Annotated in this window: 14 protein-coding genes; 5 read left to right on the top strand and 9 right to left on the bottom strand. The window is 71.9% G+C overall.

Annotated features, from left to right (window positions below; genetic code table 11):
• Positions 1-249 precede the first annotated feature (249 nt).
• Together aceA and aceB are read left to right on the top strand one after the other, a co-directional pair.
• Positions 250-1,590: an isocitrate lyase gene (aceA, locus tag E9998_RS10140; RefSeq protein ID WP_136529588.1), complete on the top strand. Its 1,341-nt coding sequence runs from the start codon at positions 250-252 to the stop codon at positions 1,588-1,590.
• A 103-nt stretch (positions 1,591-1,693) separates the two neighbouring features.
• The gene (gene aceB, locus E9998_RS10135) at positions 1,694-3,334 is read left to right on the top strand and encodes a malate synthase A (protein ID WP_136529587.1); all 1,641 of its coding nucleotides are present in this window, start codon (positions 1,694-1,696) and stop codon (positions 3,332-3,334) included.
• A gap of 278 nt (positions 3,335-3,612) precedes the next feature.
• On the opposite strand, the gene E9998_RS10130 is transcribed toward aceB, so the two are convergent.
• The 3 genes from E9998_RS10130 to E9998_RS10120 form a co-directional block, all read right to left on the bottom strand.
• Positions 3,613-5,175, bottom strand: coding sequence for a helix-turn-helix transcriptional regulator (locus E9998_RS10130; RefSeq protein ID WP_204745361.1), 1,563 nt, complete (start codon positions 5,173-5,175; stop codon positions 3,613-3,615).
• Between the two features lie 508 nt (positions 5,176-5,683).
• On the bottom strand, positions 5,684-6,571 hold the full coding sequence (locus E9998_RS10125) for a poly(ethylene terephthalate) hydrolase family protein (protein WP_136529585.1): 888 nt from the start codon (positions 6,569-6,571) through the stop codon (positions 5,684-5,686).
• A gap of 192 nt (positions 6,572-6,763) precedes the next feature.
• Positions 6,764-7,864, bottom strand: coding sequence for a hypothetical protein (locus E9998_RS10120; protein ID WP_192907071.1), 1,101 nt, complete (start codon positions 7,862-7,864; stop codon positions 6,764-6,766).
• Between the two features lie 274 nt (positions 7,865-8,138).
• On the opposite strand from E9998_RS10120, the gene E9998_RS10115 reads away from it, so the two are divergent.
• Entirely contained in the window at positions 8,139-8,672 is a 534-nt protein-coding gene (locus tag E9998_RS10115) for a gluconokinase (protein WP_136529584.1), read from the top strand.
• Between the two features lie 239 nt (positions 8,673-8,911).
• Here the strand turns inward: E9998_RS10115 and E9998_RS10110 are convergent, their stop codons facing one another.
• Together E9998_RS10110 and E9998_RS10105 are read right to left on the bottom strand one after the other, a co-directional pair.
• A complete protein-coding gene (locus tag E9998_RS10110) occupies positions 8,912-10,102 on the bottom strand; it encodes a M20 metallopeptidase family protein (protein WP_136529583.1) in 1,191 nt (396 codons plus the stop codon).
• A gap of 151 nt (positions 10,103-10,253) precedes the next feature.
• Positions 10,254-12,032, bottom strand: coding sequence for a bifunctional metallophosphatase/5'-nucleotidase (locus E9998_RS10105; protein WP_136529582.1), 1,779 nt, complete (start codon positions 12,030-12,032; stop codon positions 10,254-10,256).
• Between the two features lie 225 nt (positions 12,033-12,257).
• On the opposite strand from E9998_RS10105, the gene E9998_RS10100 reads away from it, so the two are divergent.
• Together E9998_RS10100 and E9998_RS10095 are read left to right on the top strand one after the other, a co-directional pair.
• Positions 12,258-13,268 (top strand): 2-dehydropantoate 2-reductase, encoded by a 1,011-nt coding sequence (locus E9998_RS10100; RefSeq protein WP_136529581.1) that lies wholly within the window; start codon positions 12,258-12,260, stop codon positions 13,266-13,268.
• 88 nt (positions 13,269-13,356) lie between these two features.
• Complete coding sequence (locus E9998_RS10095) at positions 13,357-14,286, top strand: aldo/keto reductase (protein WP_136529580.1); 930 nt, start codon at positions 13,357-13,359, stop codon at positions 14,284-14,286.
• A 4-nt stretch (positions 14,287-14,290) separates the two neighbouring features.
• Here the strand turns inward: E9998_RS10095 and E9998_RS10090 are convergent, their stop codons facing one another.
• The 4 genes from E9998_RS10090 to E9998_RS10075 form a co-directional block, all read right to left on the bottom strand.
• On the bottom strand, positions 14,291-15,373 hold the full coding sequence (locus E9998_RS10090; protein ID WP_136529579.1) for a HAMP domain-containing sensor histidine kinase: 1,083 nt from the start codon (positions 15,371-15,373) through the stop codon (positions 14,291-14,293).
• On the bottom strand, positions 15,370-16,044 hold the full coding sequence (locus E9998_RS10085; RefSeq protein ID WP_192907070.1) for a winged helix-turn-helix domain-containing protein: 675 nt from the start codon (positions 16,042-16,044) through the stop codon (positions 15,370-15,372). The genes E9998_RS10090 and E9998_RS10085 overlap by 4 nt, the downstream gene beginning before the upstream one ends.
• A gap of 305 nt (positions 16,045-16,349) precedes the next feature.
• Positions 16,350-18,029, bottom strand: a complete 1,680-nt coding sequence (locus tag E9998_RS10080) for a serine hydrolase domain-containing protein (RefSeq protein ID WP_158299769.1) — start codon at positions 18,027-18,029, stop codon at positions 16,350-16,352.
• 155 nt (positions 18,030-18,184) lie between these two features.
• A complete protein-coding gene (locus E9998_RS10075) occupies positions 18,185-19,246 on the bottom strand; it encodes a PLP-dependent cysteine synthase family protein (RefSeq protein ID WP_136529577.1) in 1,062 nt (353 codons plus the stop codon).
• Positions 19,247-19,341 lie beyond the last annotated feature (95 nt).

Here is a 19,341-nt window from a genome sequence, read left to right as displayed (position 1 = left end):
CCCGTCGTCGGCCGGAACGGGCGCCTCGGCGCCCGGACGGCCCCGCTGCGGCTTCGGCCCCCGCGCCGCCCCGGCGGCCCCCGTTGTCTCGTCCACGGCACTCCTCGACAGGTTCGTCATTTCCCCATTATCGCGAAGAACCGCCGATCTTTCCACTCCAAACCGCTACCTGAACCCGCCGGGCGATGAAAGATTGCTGTTACCTGCAAGTAATGACCGCACTGCGGTCCCGACGACTCGGAGCCGACGATGTCCGACAGCACCCGCGACCGCACCGCCGACAGCGCCGCCCACCGCGTTGCAGACCCCGGCCTCACCGCCGAACGGCTCGCCCTCGAATGGGCCTCCGACCCGCGCTGGGCCCACACCGTCCGCGACTACACCGCCGCCGACGTCGCCGGCCTCCGCGGTCGCGTCACCGAAGAGCACACCCTCGCCCGCCGCGGCGCCGAACGGCTCTGGCACCGCCTCACCGAGGACGCCGCCACCGGCGGCTACACCCACGCACTCGGCGCCATGACCGGCGGCCAGGCCGTCGAGCAGGTCAAAGCCGGCCTCAAGGCCATCTACCTCTCCGGCTGGCAGGTCGCCGCGGACGCCAACCTCGCCGCCCAGACCTACCCCGACCAGTCGCTCTACCCGGCCAACTCGGTTCCGCAGGTCGTGCGCCGCATCAACAACGCCCTCATGCGCGCCGACCAGATCGAGTCCGCCGAAGGCGCCCACAGCGTCGAGGACTGGCTCGTGCCCATCGTCGCCGACGCCGAAGCCGGCTTCGGCGGGCCCCTCAACGCCTTCGAGCTCATGAAGGCCATGATCGGCGCCGGCGCCGCCGCCGTCCACTGGGAGGACCAGCTCGCCTCCGAGAAGAAATGCGGCCACCTCGGCGGCAAGGTCCTCATCCCCACCGCCCAGCACCAGCGGACCCTCAACGCCGCGCGCCTCGCCGCCGACGTCGAAGGCGTCCCGACCCTCATCATCGCCCGCACCGACGCCGAGGCCGCGACCCTCCTCACCTCCGACGTGGACGAACGCGACCGGCCCTTCATCACCGGCGACCGCACCCCCGAGGGCTACTACCGCGTGCGCGGCGGCATCGAACCGTGCATCGCCCGCGCCAACGCCTACGCGCCCTACGCCGACCTCCTGTGGATGGAGACCGGCACGCCCGACCTGGAGGCCGCCCGCACCTTCGCCGAAGCGGTCAAGGCCGAGCACCCCGACCAGATGCTCGCCTACAACTGCTCGCCGTCCTTCAACTGGAAACGCCACCTCGACGACGACACCATCGCCAAGTTCCAGCGCGAACTCGGCTCCATGGGCTTCACCTTCCAGTTCATCACCCTCGCCGGGTTCCACGCGCTCAACTACTCCATGTTCGACCTCGCCCACGGCTACGCCCGCGACGGCATGAGCGCCTACGTCGACCTCCAGGAACGCGAGTTCGACGCCGAGGACCGCGGGTACACCGCCACCAAGCACCAGCGGGAGGTCGGCACCGGCTACTTCGACCGCGTCACCGCCGCCCTCAACCCCGAAAGCGAGACACTCGCCCTCAGCGGGTCCACCGAGGCGGGACAATTCCACTAGAAAGCGCAGCCGTTAGAAAGCGCAGCCACCAGGAACCCAGCGAACAGACCGCAGCGGCGGAGCCGACCCGGTTCGGCTCCGCCCCGCACACAAGGAGAACCACGTGGTCACCACATCAGACACCCGCATCGACACGGGGATATCCGTCTCCGGCACCCCCGGCGACCGCCAGGACGAGATCCTCACGCCCGAGGCGCTGGCCTTCGTCGCCGCCCTCCACCGGGCCTTCGCGCCCCGCCGCCAGGAACTGCTCCAGCGCCGCCAGGAGCGGCGCACCAAGATCGCCAACGGCGCCGACCCCGGGTTCCTCGCCGCCACCGCCGACGTCCGCGAGGACTTCTCCTGGTCGGTCGCGACCCTCGCGCCGGGCCTGGAGGACCGCCGCGTCGAGATCACCGGCCCCTGCGACCGCAAGATGACGATCAACGCCCTCAACTCCGGCGCCAAATGCTGGATGGCCGACCTTGAGGACTCCTCCACCCCCAACTGGCACAACGTGATCGACGCCCAGGCGAATCTGCGCGACGCCATCGAGCGGCGCATCGACTTCACCTCCGAGCAGGGCAAGGAATACCGCCTCACCGGCGAGACGCTGACCGACCTGCCCACGATCATCGTGCGTCCCCGCGGCTGGCACCTGGCCGAGCTGCACCTGCGCGTCGACGGTCTGCCCGTCGCCGGGTCGCTCGTGGACTTCGGCCTGTACTTCTTCCACAACGCCCACCGGCTCCTCGAACTCGGCCGCGGCCCCTACTTCTACCTGCCGAAACTCGAATCGCACCTTGAAGCCCGCCTGTGGAACGACGTGTTCGTGACGGCCCAGGACCTCCTCGGCATACCGCAGGGGACCATCAGGGCGACGGTGCTCATCGAGACCATCACGGCCGCGTTCGAGATGGAGGAGATCCTCTACGAGCTGCGCCACCACTCCTCCGGGCTCAACGCCGGACGCTGGGACTACATCTTCTCCGTCATCAAGAACTTCCGCGAGCGCGGGCCGCGCTTCGTGCTGCCCGACCGCGACCAGGTGACGATGACCGCGCCGTTCATGCGCGCCTACACCGAACTGCTCGTTCGCACCTGCCACCGGCGCAGCGCCTCCGCGATCGGCGGCATGGCCGCGTTCATCCCCAACCGCAGGGACCCCGAGGCGAACGCCGCGGCGCTGGAGAAGGTGCGGGCCGACAAGAACCGCGAGGCCGACGACGGCTTCGACGGCTCGTGGGTCGCCCACCCCGACCTGGTGCCGGTCGCGATGGAGGTCTTCGACGAGACGCTCGGCGGGGTCCCCAATCAGATCGACAAGCAGCGCGAGGACGTCGTGCCGAACGCGGCGGCCCTGCTCAACGTGGCCGCCACGCCCGGCGAGATCACCGAGGGCGGCATCCGCAAGAACCTCGAAGTCGGGGTGCGGTACATCGAGTCGTGGCTGCGCGGCAACGGCGCCGCGGCGATCAACAACCTCATGGAGGACGCCGCGACCGCCGAGATCTCGCGCTCGCAGATCTGGCAGTGGATCCACGCCGAGTCCAAGACCGACGAGGGCCGCACGGTGACCCGCGCCTGGGTCGAGGAGCTGCTGCGCGACGAGTTCGCGCGCATGGACCGCTTCGACGGCGACCGCTTCGACGACGCGCTCTCGGTCTTCGCCGAATGCGCGCTCGGCGAGGGCTACCCGACCTTCCTCACCCTGCCGGCCTACACGCGGTTCCTGGTTTTAAACCGCCCGAAGATGGTGCGCTGAACGATCCCCGAGGCGGGGCCGAAGCCGGGCCGAAGGCCCGGACCGGCCCCGCCGCCCGGTGAAATGTCGTACCGGAGGGGCAGGGTTGAACCGGGGGCCCACGAATGTCCGATTTGCCAGGACCCTCCGTTCACCTTCTCGGCCGACCCTGACCGCTGGCGCGCAGGGTCGGCCTTTCGCATGCCCTTCAACAGGTTGAAACAAAGATATATCGACAACGATGTATTTGACTTGAGGTGAGCTCAAGAAGCGGCGAGGAAGCGAGAGCCGCTGTCGTTCTACTCCCGTTTTCTGGCCGTGTCCGCTACGAGGCGGGTGAGTTCGACGCGGGAGCGGACCCCCAGGGCCGCGAAGATGTTGCGCAGGTGGTGGTCGACCGTTCGCACGCTCAGGCCGAACGATTGGGCCACTTCGCGGTTCGTCGCGCCGGTGGCGACCTGGCCGGCGATGCGGGCCTGGTGCGGGGTGAGCGACGCCAAGGCGCCCCTCGACCGGCTCTCGGGGGACGCACCCGCCTTCGCCTTCGGGTCGCGCAGCTCCCCTGTGGCCCGCAGTTCCTCCCGCGCCTGGCCCGCCCAGCCCGCCGCGCCGCAGCGGTCGAAGCCGTGAAGTGCCTCGCGGAGTACCGCGCGGGCTTCGCCCGGGCGCCTTCTCCTGCGCAGCCACTTGCCGTACAGCAGCAGCGTGCGCGCCCGCTCGAACTCGCCGGTTCCCCTGGGGTGCAACTGGACCGCCCGCGCGAACAGCGCGCCCGCCGCCTCCGCCGGGCCCTCGTGAGCCGCGAGCAGCGCCTGACTCCGCGCGAGCTGCGCGAACGCGCCCCGGTCGAGCCCGAACCCCGCCCAAAGGCGCAGCTCCCGGGCCACCGGCCGGGCCTCCTCCGCTCTCCCGGACAGCGCCGCCGCCTCGATGAAGCACGGCATCAGCAAGGCCCGCAACGCGAAGTGGCCCCCGTCGGCGCCGACGAGGCCGAGGAGGCGCGACGCCGCCGCGTCGGGCCGTCCCCGGCCGAGGTCCGATCTCGCCAGGGCCCATTCGGCGAGCGAGCCGGTCTGCGTCAGTCCGTGGCGCCGCGCGGTTGCGAGCGCCTGCGCCGCTTCGGTTTCCACTTGCGCGGTGTCGCCTTCGACCGAGGCGGTCAGGGCGAGGACGGCGCGGTGGTGGGCGACGGTGTTGTCGCGGCCGGTCCGGAGCGCGGCGAGCAGGCCCTCGCGGGCGTGCGCGCGGGCCCTGGCGTGCAGGCCGGCGCGCATCTCGGCGTAGGCGAGGTATTCGAGGAGGCGGGGGACGAGGTCGTCGCGGCCTTGGGTGCGGGCGGCGGCGAGGGCGTTCGTGCCGGCGCGGGCCGCGGTGGCGACGTCGCCGAGGAGCAGTGCGGCGACGGAGGCGTGGTGGAGGGATTCGGGGGTGTCGCCCGCGCCCGCGATGACGCGTTTGAGCGGGCCGATCGCGTTGGCGGGGTTGGGGTCGAGGAGCGCCCGCAGTCCAAGGAGGTAGTCGTGGAGCGGGGTGCGGGCCTCCGGCGCGACGGCGGCGAGGGCCCGGCGGGCGGCGTCCAGGGCGGCGATGCAGGCGGGCCGGTCGCCCGCGGCCCAGGCGGCGTCGGCCGCGGAGGTGATCGCTTCGAGCGCCAGCGGCGGCGAGAGGTCGGCGGCGACGGTGGTGGCGAGGACCAGGGACGCGTAGGCGTCGCCGAGCGGTCCCGCCGCGAGCGCGCGCCGGCCCCGCGCGAGCGCGGCGCGGGCGGCGTCCTCGGCCGAGCCCGCCGCGACGTTGACGGTGATCGTCGCGCCCGACCGGCCCGCCTCGTGGAGGAGGTGGGCGTCCGCCGCGGTGACCACCAGGGCGAGGCTGCCGTCTTCGAGGCGGCGGACTGTTGCGGCGAGTGGAGCTTCGACCGCAGAACGATGGGGTGCAACGGGAACGGACCTGTCGCCGGGGGAGGGACCACTGGCGGAGCCGGGCTTGTGGCTTGCTGCTGCGTGTCCGGGGTTCGGCGCGGTGTGTGGGGTGGGCGTCGGACGGCCGGCTTCGATGGGCGGTGCCTGCGCCGGGGGGACGTCGGGCTCGTGGTCCGATGATGCATTGAGGTCGAGTTCGAGGTCTAGGTTGGCGCCTGGACCGCCTGGACCGCCTGGACCGCGCTCGGCATCGTTGTCCGGGTCGCGTGCGGGTGTGCCGGGCCGGGCTCGGGGCTCGGTCCGGGCGGGGTGCTCCAGTGCGCTCCGTCCCATCCACCCATCGTACAAAACCGACCGGTCGGTTTAAAAGGGTTGGAGGCGAGGAATCGGACGGCGGCCGCGAGCGGCCGCCGTCCGACGGTTCACCGATGCCCCTGCCCCGGCCGGATCAGCCGAGCGGGCAGGTGCCGCGGGACTCCTCGATGGAGGACTCCTGCGGGAGCGGGCAGAGGAACTGGTCGTAGCGGGTGTCGTCGTCCACGAACCGCTTCAGCCACGAGATCGAGTACTTCGCGATCGTCGTGTTCGAGGAGTTCGGCGCGAAGTGCGAGGCGCCGTTCAGCTCGATGTACATCTTGTCCCGCGAACTGGGGATCGAGTTGTAGAACGGCTCCGAGTGCGAGCCGACCGGCGCGACGGAGTCGTTCTCGGCCCCGAAGATCAGGGTCGGGACGCTCAATGTGGACCAGGACTTCGTGGTGTGCCACGGCGTCATGGGGATGGCGGCCTTCAGGTCCGGGTTGTCCCGGGCGGCCTCCAGCGAACCGCCGCCGCCCATGGAGTGGCCCATGACCGCGAGGCGGTTCTCGTCGACGCGGCTGCGCACCGAGCTGCTCTCCACCAGGTAGTCGAGCGCGGCCTGCATCTGGTCGGCGCGCTGGCCGGGCTGGTCGAGCGTGGTGTTGGTGTCGATGGTGAAGACCACGAAGCCCTGCGAGGCGAGCCGGGGGCCGAGCCAGGAGATCGAGGACTCGTAGGCGGTGAAGCCCGGCGTGATGACGACGCCGCCGAACGTGCCGTCCGATGTGGTCGTGGGGTAGTAGATGGTGCCGCCGCCGAAGCCGAGCACGAGCGAGGAGACGCTGGTGCTGGAGACGCTGTAGGAGCCGCGGAGGGCTTCGATGCTGGACTCGGTGGGCGCGGGGCCGCGCTCGTACGGGTTCTCGGCGGCTGCGGCGCTCGGCGCCGTGGCGACGCCGATCCCGATCAGCGCGGCGAGAGCCGCGGTGAGGAGGCCGGCGAGCAGACTGCGCCGTTGCTTGATCGTTGCGTGCATGGTTCGTCCTCCTTGACGAGACTCATGAAGTGATAGATATCAATGTCTCGTGGCAGAGGGCTGCGCGCATCGGTGAAATCACCGGCCGCTTGGAGAAGCGCGGAACGGATTCAGGGGGGTGTGCGAACCCGCGTGGTTGCGGCTCAAGTGAAGCCGCCGCGAGGCGAGGGCGATCAAGGGCGGCGATGCGGATTACGGGCAGGCGCCGGTCGGTTCCGCCGACAGTGCCGTGCGCTGGGCCGGGGTCTGGGCCGCGGCGTACGCGGTCCGGTAGAGGCGCCGCATCGACCGGATCGCCGAGCGGATCTCCTGGAGGTAGCCGCTCGCGGTCTGCTCCTTGCGGAAGTGCGGCTCCGGGAGCGTCGCGGGGTCGACGCCGACGGTGTCGACCGCGCACCCGTACGGCAGTCCCATGTGGGCGATCGCGTCGCAGTGCTGGAACGCAGTGTACGGCGCCGAGGTCACCACCAGGACGCTGTCGCCGGGCGCGAGTTCGACCACCCGGTCGGCCCAGAACCGGCACGTGTCGACCGTGTCGGCCCGGCGCCGCTCGGGTTCGGAGGACGGCGCGGCCACCGCCTGGACGGTGAGCGGCCCGGCCTCGTAGGTCGAGACCTTCCAGGCCCGGCCGGGCGCCAGGTGCGGGTCGCCGCCCTCGTTCACCTCGGGTTCGCCCTCGATGTCGAAGGCGCGCTTGAGACTCGCCTCGATCGCGTCGACCTCGAAGGTGCCGCCGTCGAGCCCGGTGAGCGCGGCCGACTCCAGGTCGGCGCCGCCGAGCGGGCGGAAGCCGCCCACGCCGGTGACGTGGTCGGCGACGATCCCGTTCGCCAGCAGCTCGGCGGCGAAGCGGGTGCGGAACAGGCAGGAGGCGACGAGCCCGCCCAGGACCAGGACGTGCGTGTAGTGCTCGCGGCGCGGCTTCGCGTCGGCCCCCAGGCCCAGGGCGAGCGCGGCGGCCGTGACCTCGCGCTCCTGCTCGGGGTCGAGGTGCTCCGGCGCGGTCTCGTGGCGTTCGCGTCCGGCCCGGAAGTCCCAGTGGGCCGCGGAGAACGCTTCGAGGTAGGCGAGGTCGTCCGCGGTGCCGGTGCCGGGCAGTTCGCCGCCGAAGCGGGCGATGAGGCCGCGCATGGGCTCGGAGCCGGTCCAGGCGGCGACGTCGGCGAGGAGAGAATGGGGGCCGGCTGCCCGGCCGTCGTAGTGCGGCAATCGCACTGGGGCGAACTCGGGCATGGCGGGTCCGATCTGCGGTGGTGGCGCGGCCTTGTGGGCCATGGTGGTGTTGTGGCACATGCTAATCAGTTACAGGCTGTGCCTCACTGGTCAGACCAGGAGAAACGCCGTGTCGCCGTACAAATACGCTTACTCATCCGATGATGCTCCGTGTCGAGCTGCATGTGAGGTATTACCCCGAACAGGGCGAGTTCGACCCTGTTGGGGCCGTTCCATTCGCGGCACCGCTTACTGGGCGCTCCGGGACCTGCCTAGAGTTGCCTTGAACCCCGCGACGGAAGTGACGTGTGACGAAGGACGTAGTGCCGCGCGGCCGATATCGACGAGGAGTGGCATGGCGGTGACCTGTCTTGTGGTCATGGGCGTTTCAGGCGCAGGGAAGAGCACGATCGCGGGGCTGCTCGCCGAGCGGCTCGGGTGGCCGATGGCCGAGGCCGACGACTTCCACTCCGCGTCGAACGTGGCGAAGATGCGCGAGGGCGAGGCGCTGACCGACGCCGACCGCGCGCCGTGGCTGCGGTCGCTGCGCGAGTGGATCGAGGCGCGGACCGCCGAAGGGCGGTCGAGCGTGATGGCCTGCTCGGCGCTGCGGCACCGCTACCGCGACGTGCTGCGCGGCCCCGACGCCGTGGTGGGCGAGGTTCGGTTCGTCCACCTGAGCGGCGCCCACGAGGTGATCGGCGCCCGCCTCGACCACCGCGAAGGCCACTTCATGCCCGCCGGGCTCCTCGATTCGCAGGAGGCCGCCCTCGAACCCCTCGGGCCCGACGAGGACGGCGTGGTCGTCGACGTCGCCCACGGCCCGCAGGAGCTGGTGCGAGTGATCCTGGCGGAACTGGGCATCGACCCGGAGGAAGCGAAGGCCTGACGAGCTGCGAACGGTCGTAGGTGGGGAGGAAGACGAGAGCCGCGGTCGTGTTCGCTTCGCCCCCCGATTCGACTATGACGCGAGGGTGCGACACGGCAGTCGGCAACGACCGGCCTTGCGATGCGAAAGGGGAGGCGGGCGTGAGCCTGCCTCCCCTTTCGCGTGTGTCGCCTTGCGGCTTCGGGCAGTCAGTCTCGGTTCATGCGAGGTGAGATCGCCTGTGTCGCTTCTCGCTTCGGTCAGCCGCGGTTCATTCGGCGGACGGCGAGTTCGGCGAGGAGGGCGGCGCCGTCGGCGAGGACCGCGTCGTCGAATGCGGCCCTGGGGGAGTGGTTGGAGGCGGCCTCGTTCGGGTCGTCCTTGACCGTGGCGCCGTAGAACATGTAGCTGCCCGGCACCGCCTCGAGGACCCGCGAGAAGTCCTCCGAGCCCATGACCGGTTCGGGCATCGGCGTGTAGCGGTCCTCGCCGAACACCTCGCGGACGGTCTCGGCAACGAACGCGGCCTCGTCGGCGTCGTTGACTGTCGCCGGGTACTCGCGGTCGAACCGCACCTCGGCGGTCAGGCCGTGCGCGGTCGCGATGTCCCGGGCGAGGCGCACCGACTCGCGTTCGACCTGGGCGAGCGCCTCCTCCGAGAAGGTCCGCACCGTCGCCTCGAACCGGGCGTTGTCGGGGATGATGTTGTGCCGCGTGCCCGCGTGGAAGGTCCCCACGGTGATCACGATCGGCTCGAACACCGAGAAGCGGCGGGTGACGAGGTTCTGGAGGGCGGTGACGATCTCGGCGGCGACCGGGATCGGGTCGAGCGTGGTGTGCGGGCGCGAGCCGTGCCCGCCGTTGCCGACGACGTTGACGAACAGGCCCGAAGAAGCGGCCATCATCGGGCCGGGCCGGGTGGTGAAGACGCCGCGGGGCACCATGTCGGAGATGACGTGGAGGCCGTAGGCGGCGTCGGCGCGGCGCCCGGCCGCGTCGAGGACGCCTTCGGCGATCATGTGGCCGGCGCCGTCGTGGCCCTCCTCGCCGGGCTGGAACATGAAGACGACATCGCCGGCCAGCTCGTCGCGGTGGGCCGCGAGGAGGCGGGCTGCGCCGACCAGGCCGGCGGTGTGGAGGTCGTGGCCGCAGGCGTGCATGGTGCCGACGTGGCCGGAGACGTACTCGGCGTCGTTCTCCTCGGTCACGGGCAGGGCGTCCATGTCCCCGCGCAGCAGCACGACCGGTCCGGGGCGCGCACCGCGCAGCACGGCGGTGACGGCGGTCGAGGTGGTGCCGGCGGTGATCTCCAGCGGCAGGCCCTCCAGGGCCCGCAAGACCACGGCCTGCGTCTTGGGCAGGTCGAGTCCGATCTCGGGGATGCGGTGGAGTTCGCGGCGCAGCGCGATCAGCTCGCCGCTGATGGCGGCGGCCTCTTCCCGAAAGTCCATGTGCGCTCCTGGGGCATATTGGGTTCTCGTGTACTAGCCGGGCGGTCAGTTCGCCTGGTGGTGGCAATACTGCCATGCCGCGTGCGGGCGCGGCCGTCCCGGGGAAGGGACGGCGCCCCGGGCCGAGAGGCCCGGGGCGCCGTCGCCGGTCTCAGAAGACCGGCGTGCCCTCGCGGGTGAGCGTCCAGTCGACCGAGGCGAACTCGGCGGGGTCGAGCGCGCCCTTGGCGGTCACCCACTCGATGATGCGGGTGCGGATCTCGATCGACTCGCTCCACAGCTCCTCGGCGGCGGCCACATGCGGGAAGTTCCCGCCGCCGTTCGCCCGGTAGTTGTTGACGGCGAGGACGAACTCCTCGTCGTCGGCGACGTCGACGCCGTCGCGGCGCAGGTTCCGGATGCGCGAGCCCGGCGCCTGGGCGATGTCGATCTCGTAGGTCAGGCCCGAGACGTAGTCGTAGTTGTAGTCGGGGCGCCCGCCCTGGTTGGTGATCGCATCGGGGTCGACGGTCCCGCCCGCGGGCGTCTGCACGAAGTACTCGGCGGAGTATTCGAGGTAGGCGCGGACCTGGGCGCCGGTGAGGAGCTTCGCGACCAGGGTGTTGTCGTAGATGTACAGGCTCGACAGGTCCTTGATCCGCACGTCCCCGGCGGGGATGAGCGAGGTCCGCGAGAACGGCGAGGCCTGGGAGAGCACGGGCAGCTCGGCGTGCGCGGTCCCGGCGAGCGCGTCCTTGACCGTGTCGACCTGGACCTGGTTGATGAGGTCGATGATCGGCTCGTCCTTGTAGCGGGCCTCGGCGGTGTCCAGGTCGATGACGGCCTGGCCCACGACCTGGTTGACGTAGGCCACGACCTCGTCGTGCTCGGCGGTGAGGATCTCGGTGATCGCCGGGTCGTCGGGGACGTCGGCGGAGTCGAGGATCGAGGCGGCGACCGACTCCACCTTCCAGGAGCCCTTGTCCCACAACAGGTCGAAGTCGAACAGGGTGAGGCGCTGGCCGTGGTAGTACGGCTCGGAGAGGACGACTTCGCGGCCGTCGGGGCCGGTGACGCGCTCCTCGGCGATCTCGACGTGGGCGTGGCCGACCAGGATCGCGTCGATGCCCGGGACGGTCTGGGCCACGATCTTGGAGGCGTTCTCGACCCCCAGGCCGCCGGAGGTGTCGTACGCGGAGGTCCCGGAGGTGCCCGAGTGCGCCGAGACGATGACGACGTCGACCTTCTTCTCCTCGCGCAGGTGCTTCACCCAGTGCGCGGCCTGCGATTCGAGGCTGGGGAATTCGAGCACGCCCTCGACGTAGGCCTTGTCCCAGATGGTGACCCCGGGGGTGCACAGGCCGAGGATCGCGACCTTGACGTCCCGTCCGCGCGGGGTGCGCATCCGGGCGATGTGGTACGGCGGGAAGGCGGGCGCGCCGGTGGCGGTGTCGATGACGTTGGCGCCCAACAGGGGGAAGTCGAGCTGCGACTCGAACTTGCGGAGGGTGTCGAGGCCGTAGTTGAACTCGTGGTTGCCCAGGGCGGCGGCGTCGTAGCCGATGGCGTTCATGGCCTGGGCCATCGGGTGCACGGGCCCGGCGTCGGCGGCGATCGGGTCGACGCGCGCGTAGTAGTACGCCAGGGGGGTGCCCTGGATGGTGTCGCCGGCGTCGATGAGGAGCGTGTCCTCGCGGCCCTTCTCGTCGCGGACCTGCTGGACGAGGGTCGCGATGCGGGCGAGGCCCTTGGCGTTGCCCGCCGCGTCGGCGTACTCCTTGTCGGCGAAGTAGTCCCAGTTGAAGACGTTGCCGTGCAGGTCGGTGGTGCCCATGACGGTGAAGGAGTAGCGCTTGGCGCCCTTGGCCTCGGCGGGCGAGGCGACCAGGGCGGCAGCGGCCGCCCCCGCGGCGGCCGATGCTCCGAGGAGGGTTCTGCGGTTGACTGACATGTGCCGTCGCTCCTGATTCGTTCCGAGGGGTTCGAGTGGTATGCGAGGAGTATTGCACCGGATCGCGGCTGTCATCCGATGACCCCATCTTGAATTTCCCGTGACGATCCGGCGACGAACCGGTACGCGGCCGCGCCTCCGAACCCCTGCGCGCCGACCCTTCCACCCCCGAACCCTGTGCCCCCGCAACCCCGCTGGTCCCGCATATTGGGATACCATCCGGTGATGATCTGTGTCTACGGAGCCGGGAGCATCGGCTGCTACGTCGGCGGACGCCTCGCCGCCGCCGGCGCCGACGTGGTCTTCGTCGGCCGCGAACGACTCGCCGCCGAACTGCGCGAACACGGCCTCACCGCCACCGACCTCCACGGACACCGCGGCCGCGTCGAACGCCCCCGCTACACCACCGACCCCGCCGCCGCGGCCGACGCCGACCTCGTCCTCCTCACCGTCAAATCCGGCGCCACCGCCCAGGCCGCCACCGAACTCGCACTCCACCTGCGCCCCGACACCCTCGTCCTGAGCCTCCAGAACGGACTGCGCAACCCCGAAATCCTGCGCCAACACCTCCCCGAAGCCACCGTCCTCGCCGGCATGATCGCCTGCAACGTCGTCCACTTCGGCGAAGGCCGCTTCCACGCCGGCACCGACGGCGGCCTCCAGGTCCAGGACCACCCCCGCCTCCCCGTCGCCGACTTCGACCGCGCCGGCCTCCCGCTCGACCGCCACCGCGACCTCACCGCCGCCCAGACCGCGAAACTCCTCCTCAACCTCAACAACGCCGTCAACGCCCTCTCCGGCCTGCCGCTGCGCGCCGAACTCTCCCAACGCGCCTACCGCCGCTGCCTCGCCCTCGCCGTGCGCGAGGCGCTGGCCGCCTTCGGCGCCGCCGGCCTCGCCGTCGGGAAGGTCGCCGGGCTCCCCGCGCGGCTCCTGCCGGCCGTCCTCGGCCTGCCCGACGCGGTCTACGTCCGCGCCGCCCGCCGCACCCTCTCAATGGACGAGTGGGCCCGCTCCTCGACCTGGGACGACCTGGAGGCGGGCCGGGCCACCGAGGTCGACCACTTCAACGGCGAGATCGGCGCCCTCGCCGCCGAACACGGCCTCACCGCCCCGGCCAACGCCCGCCTCGCCGCCCTCGTCCACGCCGCCGAGGACGGCGGCCGCCGCGACTGGACCGGCCCCGAACTCCTCGCCGAACTCCGTACCGCCTGCGCCGAAGACCGCCGCGGCTGAGCGGGGGAGGCGGGCCCTGCGTCCCGAGCGGCCGGACCGACTCGCTGTCCTTTACCGATCAAGTACGGGTGTGTGGCAGGATGTGCCCATGAGAACGCTCGACATCGACGGGACCGACCCGCGTCCCTCCAATGTGGTACTCGGCCTGATGCGGATCGGGTCGCTCGAGGACGAGGCGATCCGCGCCCTCGTGGGCACCGCCCGCGACGCCGGGATCAACGTGTTCGACCACGCCGACATCTACGGCGCCCACCGCCACCAGTGCGAAGAGCGGTTCGGCGCCGCCCTCGACCTCACCGGCGCCGACCGCGACGCCATGATCATCCAGAGCAAGGTCGGCATCCGCCACGGCTACTTCGACTTCTCCAAGGCGCACCTCCTCGCCACCGTGGACGAGTCCCTCGCGGCGCTGCGCACCGACCGCCTCGACGTGCTGCTGCTCCACCGGCCCGACACGCTCGTGGAGCCCGAAGAGGTCGCCGAGGCCTTCGACGCGCTCGAAGCGGCCGGGAAGGTCCGCCGCTTCGGCGTCTCCAACCACACCCCGGGGCAGATCGAACTGCTCAAGACCGCCGTGCGGCAGCCGCTGGTGTACAACCAGGTGCAGCTGAGCATCACCCACTCCCCGCTCATCGCCGCGGGCGTCGCGGCGAACATGGCGGGGGAGGCCCAGTCGGTCGACCGCGACAACGGCCTGCTCGACTACTCCCGGCTCAAGGGCATGACCCTCCAGGCCTGGTCGCCGTTCCAGAAGGGCTTCTTCGACGGCGTCTTCATCGGAGACCGCGAGTACGACGGCGAACTCAACGACGCCCTGGATGAGCTCGCCGACAAGTACGGCGTCACGCCCACCGGCATCGCCGTCGCCTGGATCACCCGCCACCCGGCGAACATGCAGGTCGTGCTCGGCACCACCAACCCGGCGCGGGTGCTCGAATCCGCCGCCGGCTCGGAGGTCCCGCTGACACGGCAGGAGTGGTACCGGCTCTTCGCCGCCGCCGGGCACATCGTCCCTTAAGGAGCTACTTGGTCGGGGGCCGCGTCTTGCTCCGGGGCCCGACCGGCAGCGTCAGGCGGAAGCGGCAGCCGGTCTCGGACTCCAGGAGTTCGACGTCGCCGCCGTGTGCCTGCGCGATCTGGCGGGCGATCGGCAGTCCCAGGCCCGTGCCGGGTACCTGCCCGCCGCGCCAGAACCGCTCGAAGACCCGCTCGCGCTCCGCCTCGGGGACGCCCGGCCCGTGATCGGCGACGGTCACCGCCGCGGTCGTCCCCGTGCGCTCCACCGCGACTTCGACCGCGGTGCCCGGCGGGGCGTGCTTGATCGCGTTCGCGACCAGGTTCGCGATCGCGCGGCGCACGCTCGGGCCGTCCACGGCCGCCTCGCACGGCGAGGCCCCCCGCGGCGCCAGCGCGACCGAACGCGAGGCCGCGAGCGGCCCGAGTTCGGCGAAGACCTCCCGGACCAGTGCCGCGAGGTCGGTGGGGCGCCGGTCGATCGCGCGGGCCCGCCCGCGCGCGTCCACCAGGAGCTCGCCGATGGTGTCCCGCAGCCGTTCGGCCGCGTTTCGGCTGCGCTCCAGGCCTTCCCGGTACAGGGCCAGGTCCGGTTCGGGGTGCTCCAGGAGCACGTCGGCTCCGGTGATGAGCACCGCCAGCGGTGTTCGGAGTTCGTGGCTGGTCTCTTCGATGAGGCGCCGCTGCACCTGCGCGGAGCGCTCGAGCCGGTCGAGCATCGCGTCGAAGGCGGCGGCGAGGCCGATCGCCTCGGTGGTGCCCTGGCCGGGGCCGACCCGCAGCGACAGGTCGGAGGCCTCGATCCGTTCGGCCGCTTCGCGGACGCGCGCGAAGGGCCGCACGGCCCGGCCGGCCCACCACCAGGCGACGGCGGCCGTGACCGGCAGCAGTGCGAGGACGGTGAGCACGGCCCAGAGGGTCGGTTCGACGCCGGTCTCCGCGACGCGGCGTTCCACGCCCGCCGCGTCCACGTCGGTCACTTCGCGTTCGTTGATCGCGGTGACGGCGAAGACGAGGACGACCGGCAGGTAGATCGCGAGGAACCCGGTGAGCGCCAGGCGCACTCGCAGCGACCGCAGCGCGCTCCTCACGGCGTCTCCCCGAGTCGGTAGCCGACGCCGGTGACGGTGCCGATCGGGCCGGGTTCGCCGAGTTTGCGCCGTAGGCGGCTGAGGATCACGCGGACCGAGGCGGTGAACGGGTCGGCATGGGCGTCCCAGACGTGTTCGAGGAGGTCTTCGGCCGAGAGGGTGCGGCCGGGGTGGTGCATGAAGTAGCGGAGCATCGAGAACTCCCTCGGTGTCAGCTCCAGTTCGCGGTCGCCGCGCCATGCGCGGTGGGCGGCGGCGTCGAGCCGGAGGTCGCCGACTGCGAGGACGGCTTCTTTGACGTCGTCGCGGCGCGACAGGGCCCGCACCCGAGCCGCCAGCTCCCGGAAGCTGAAGGGTTTCACCAGGTAGTCGTCGGCGCCCGCGTCGAGCCCGGCCACCCGGTCCTCCACGGCGTCGCGCGCCGTCAGGACCAGCAGGCGCCTCGGCCGCCGCAGGGCGCCTTCACCGCGCCCGAGCCGCCGGACGAGGTCGAGCCCGTCCCCGTCCGGCAGCCCGAGGTCGAGGCATGCGACGTCGAAGTCGTTGCAGCACAGCAGCTCCTCGGCCTCGGCGCGCGTTGTCGCGAGGTCGACCGCATACGCCTCGTTCCGCAGCCCGAGCGCGATCACCGGGCCCAGATCGCGGTCGTCCTCGACCAGCAGGATGCGCAACTCTCACTCCTCGTTGAAAGGTGGACGGTCGGTGTCATGGCCGAGCGGGCCGTCCGGCCCGCTCGGGGGCGCGGCTCGGAAGGCGATTCGGCGGTTGCGCGGCGCGGGTCGGATGCCGAGTGCCTTGGGCGGCGCCGACCCGCCCTGTAAGGGTGGGTCACTGTTAAACCATCCCAAACCCCCACCCACCCTGGGGACCGTAGCGCCCACAATGGCGCGCTGGTGCGACAGGAAACCGGTCCCGTGCCGCCCGTGTCACCCGAAAGAGGGAAGCCGCGCTTGCGGCGGCTTCGGCCTCTTCCCGTTCATTCGCGGACGGCTTCGACCGTACCCGCGGGTCCGGTGACGGTCATCGCGTCAGCGGTGAAGACCGCGCGGAGGCCCACGCCGGCGCCGCTGAGGTTCTCCTGGCGGAACTCGTTCTCGCTCGTGGGCACGAGGGTGAACACGGGCGGTTCGGCGTCCAACCAGACGCCTTGGACGCCGTCGTGGTCGTCGAGCGCGTACCAGCCCAGGCCGGTGCCCTCCGGGCCCGTGAACCGCACGTAGGTGCGCAGTTCGGACTCCTCCACGACCGTGCCCGCCGAGGCGAGGTCGTCGACCGGGCCGAAGGCGTCTTCGGCCGCGGCGAGTTCCTCGCGGCCCGCGTCGGAGTCGCCCTCAAGGAACGCGAGGACCCGCGCGTCGTGGTCGGCGGCCTCCTCGGCCGTGAAGTCGCCGGAGGCGAACATGGCGGTGGCGGCGTCGGCGCCGTCGGCGGCGACCTCCAGGAACCCGTCTGCGGCGGTGACCGTGAGCGTGCCGCCGGTGCCGAGGGCGTAGACGCCCTCTTTCGCAAGCAGCGCTTCGGGATCGACCTCGGCATGGCCTTCCGGGACGGGCAGGGCCTCGCCCGCGGCGAGGGCCGGTCCGACGGCCTCCACCAGCGCCCCGGCGGTGACGGCGGCGGTGTTGGAGGTGACGACGAGGGTCACGCCGGTGTCGGGGAGCCAGGCGACGACGGCTTCGTGGCCGGTGTCGCCGCCGCCCCCGGCGGACATGACGACGGGGGTGCCGAAGGCGGCCGCGTCGAGGGCGACCCAGCCGGGCAGTTCGGTCGAGCCGTCGCCGTGGTCGAAGACGGTGGCGCGGAGGGCGTCGACGGCGTCGGGGGCGATGATGTCGCCCGCGAAGAGCGCTTCGGTCCAGGCGGCGAGGTCGGCGGCGGTCATGGCGACGTCGCCGTTGCCCGCGAGCGCCCAGTGGGGGCCGGCGAAGTCGCCGGTGGACTGGGCCGGTTCGCCGTCCGGACCGTAGCCGAGGGCGCGGGGCCCCTCGGGGGCGGGTTCGCCGTCCCAGAAGCCGCCTAGGCGGTCGCCGTCCGGGAGCGTGAGGATCTCCGCGGCGACATAGTCCCTATAGGACCCGGTCTGCTCGTCGACGATGAGCGCGAGGAGGGCGTATCCGGCGTTGGAGTACAGGTAGTCGGTGCCGGGCGCGAAATCGGTGTCGAGCGCGCCGAGCGCGGAGATCGCGTCGGCGCGGTCGAGGGGCTCGTGGTCGGCGCCGTGGGAGCCGGCGAGGCCGCTGGTGTGCAGGAGGAGCTGCTCGACGGTGGCGTCGGCGGCGGGCCCGCCCAGGCCGGGCAGGAGGTCCCCGGCGCGGTCGGTGGGTTCGAGGGTCCCGGCGTCGGCGAGGTCGAGTACGGCGGCGGCCGTGACGGCTTTGCTGACCGAGCCGATCGCGAACACGGTGTCTTCGGTGTTCGCCTCGCCCGCTTCGGTGTTCGCGAGGCCGAACGAGGCGAGGCAGGCGGGGCCGTCACCCCCGCCGATCGCGATGGAGCCGCTGAAGCCGGCGTCGGCCCAGCGGCTGAGCCCGGCGGCCAGGTCGGCGTCGCAGGCGGGGGCGGTCTCGGGTTCGTCGCCGCCGGTGTCGGAGGTGCAGGCGGCGGTGCCTACGGCCGTAAGGAGTGCCGCGGCGAGGATCGTCGGGATGCGTCTCATGCCCCGGACCGTACGGCCGGGGCTGTGAACCGGATGTAAACGAGCCGGTGGCGTTCCCCGGCGTCGCCGGGCAGGGCGGGGGGTCAACGCTCCGTAGCGCGGATCCAGCGACGGGTTGTCGTCCAGCGTCTGGCATCGCCGGGCAGCGTGGGAGGTCAGCGCGCCGGGGGCCGCCACTCGCCGGTGGCCTCGAACGCGTCGAGCGCCGCGCGGTGCGGGGCGGTCTCGATCCCCTTGGCGGCGAGCCATTCGTCGTCGTAGAACGTCGCCGCGTAGGTGCCGCCGCCTTCGCCCGCGATGACGACGAGGTCGCCGGTGCGCCCGTCGCGGTCCATTCGCGAGGCGAGTTCCATCGCGGCCCACCAGCAGGCGCCCGCGGCGGGACCGTACGCGGTGCCGTGGCGGCCGGCGAGGTGACGGGTCGCGGCGACGCTCGCAGCGTCGGGGACGGGCACGACCGCGTCGACCAGGTCGGCCCGGAACGCCGGTTCGACGCGGGGCCGACCGATGCCGGGGATGCGCGAGGGCATCCCCGTGGCGTACCCGTCGTAGCCGCTCGCCCAGGCGGGGAAGTAGCTGGAGTGCTCGGGGTCGGCCACGGCCACGCGCGTGTCGGCCCCGGCGTACCGGAGGTGGCGCGCGGCGGTGGCGGCGGTGATCCCGGTCCCGGCACCGCAGACGATCCACGCGGGCGGCTCCGGGAGTTGGGCGAGGATCTCGGCGGCGACGTTCCCGGCGCGCCAGTCCACGGCGGCCTCGGCGCGGTTGAACATGTCGAGGTAGTGGCCGCCGTGCTCCTTCGCGAGCTCGGCCGCGCGCTCGTAGATCGCCGGCGGCGGGTCGACCAGTTCGCAGACGCCGCCGAGGTCTTCGACGGCGGCGATCTGCGCGGGATGGGCGCGGGCGGGCATGACGGCGGTGAACGGCACCCCGAGCCGGTTCGCGAAGTGCGCCAAGGCGAGTGCGGCGCCGCCGCCGGTGGCCTCGACAACGCGCGTGCCCTCGCGGATCTCGCCTTCGATCACGGCGCGGAGGAGCAGCTCGCGCACCAGCCGATGCTTGAGGGTGCCGGTGGGCTGCGCGGACTCGTCTTTGACGTGGAGCCGGATCGCCTCGCCGAACGAGGCCAGGCCCGTGCGCAGCGGCGTCGGCGCCGAGTCCTCGCGCAGGATCGCGACGGCGTCCCGCCGCCACGCGGATTCGTCTCGTCCTGCCATGACCCCCAGCGTAGCCCGTGGTCGGGAACGGCCCCGATGCACGGAAGAGACGCAGTGTCCTTTGTGGTCCACGGCAGGTATGGCGCCTATGGTCC

The organism is Glycomyces paridis, from assembly GCF_004912155.1.
Lineage (GTDB): Bacteria > Actinomycetota > Actinomycetes > Mycobacteriales > Micromonosporaceae > Glycomyces > Glycomyces paridis.
The sequence above is the reverse complement of the archived record's forward strand: the minus strand, read 5'-3'. Positions and strand labels throughout refer to the sequence as shown.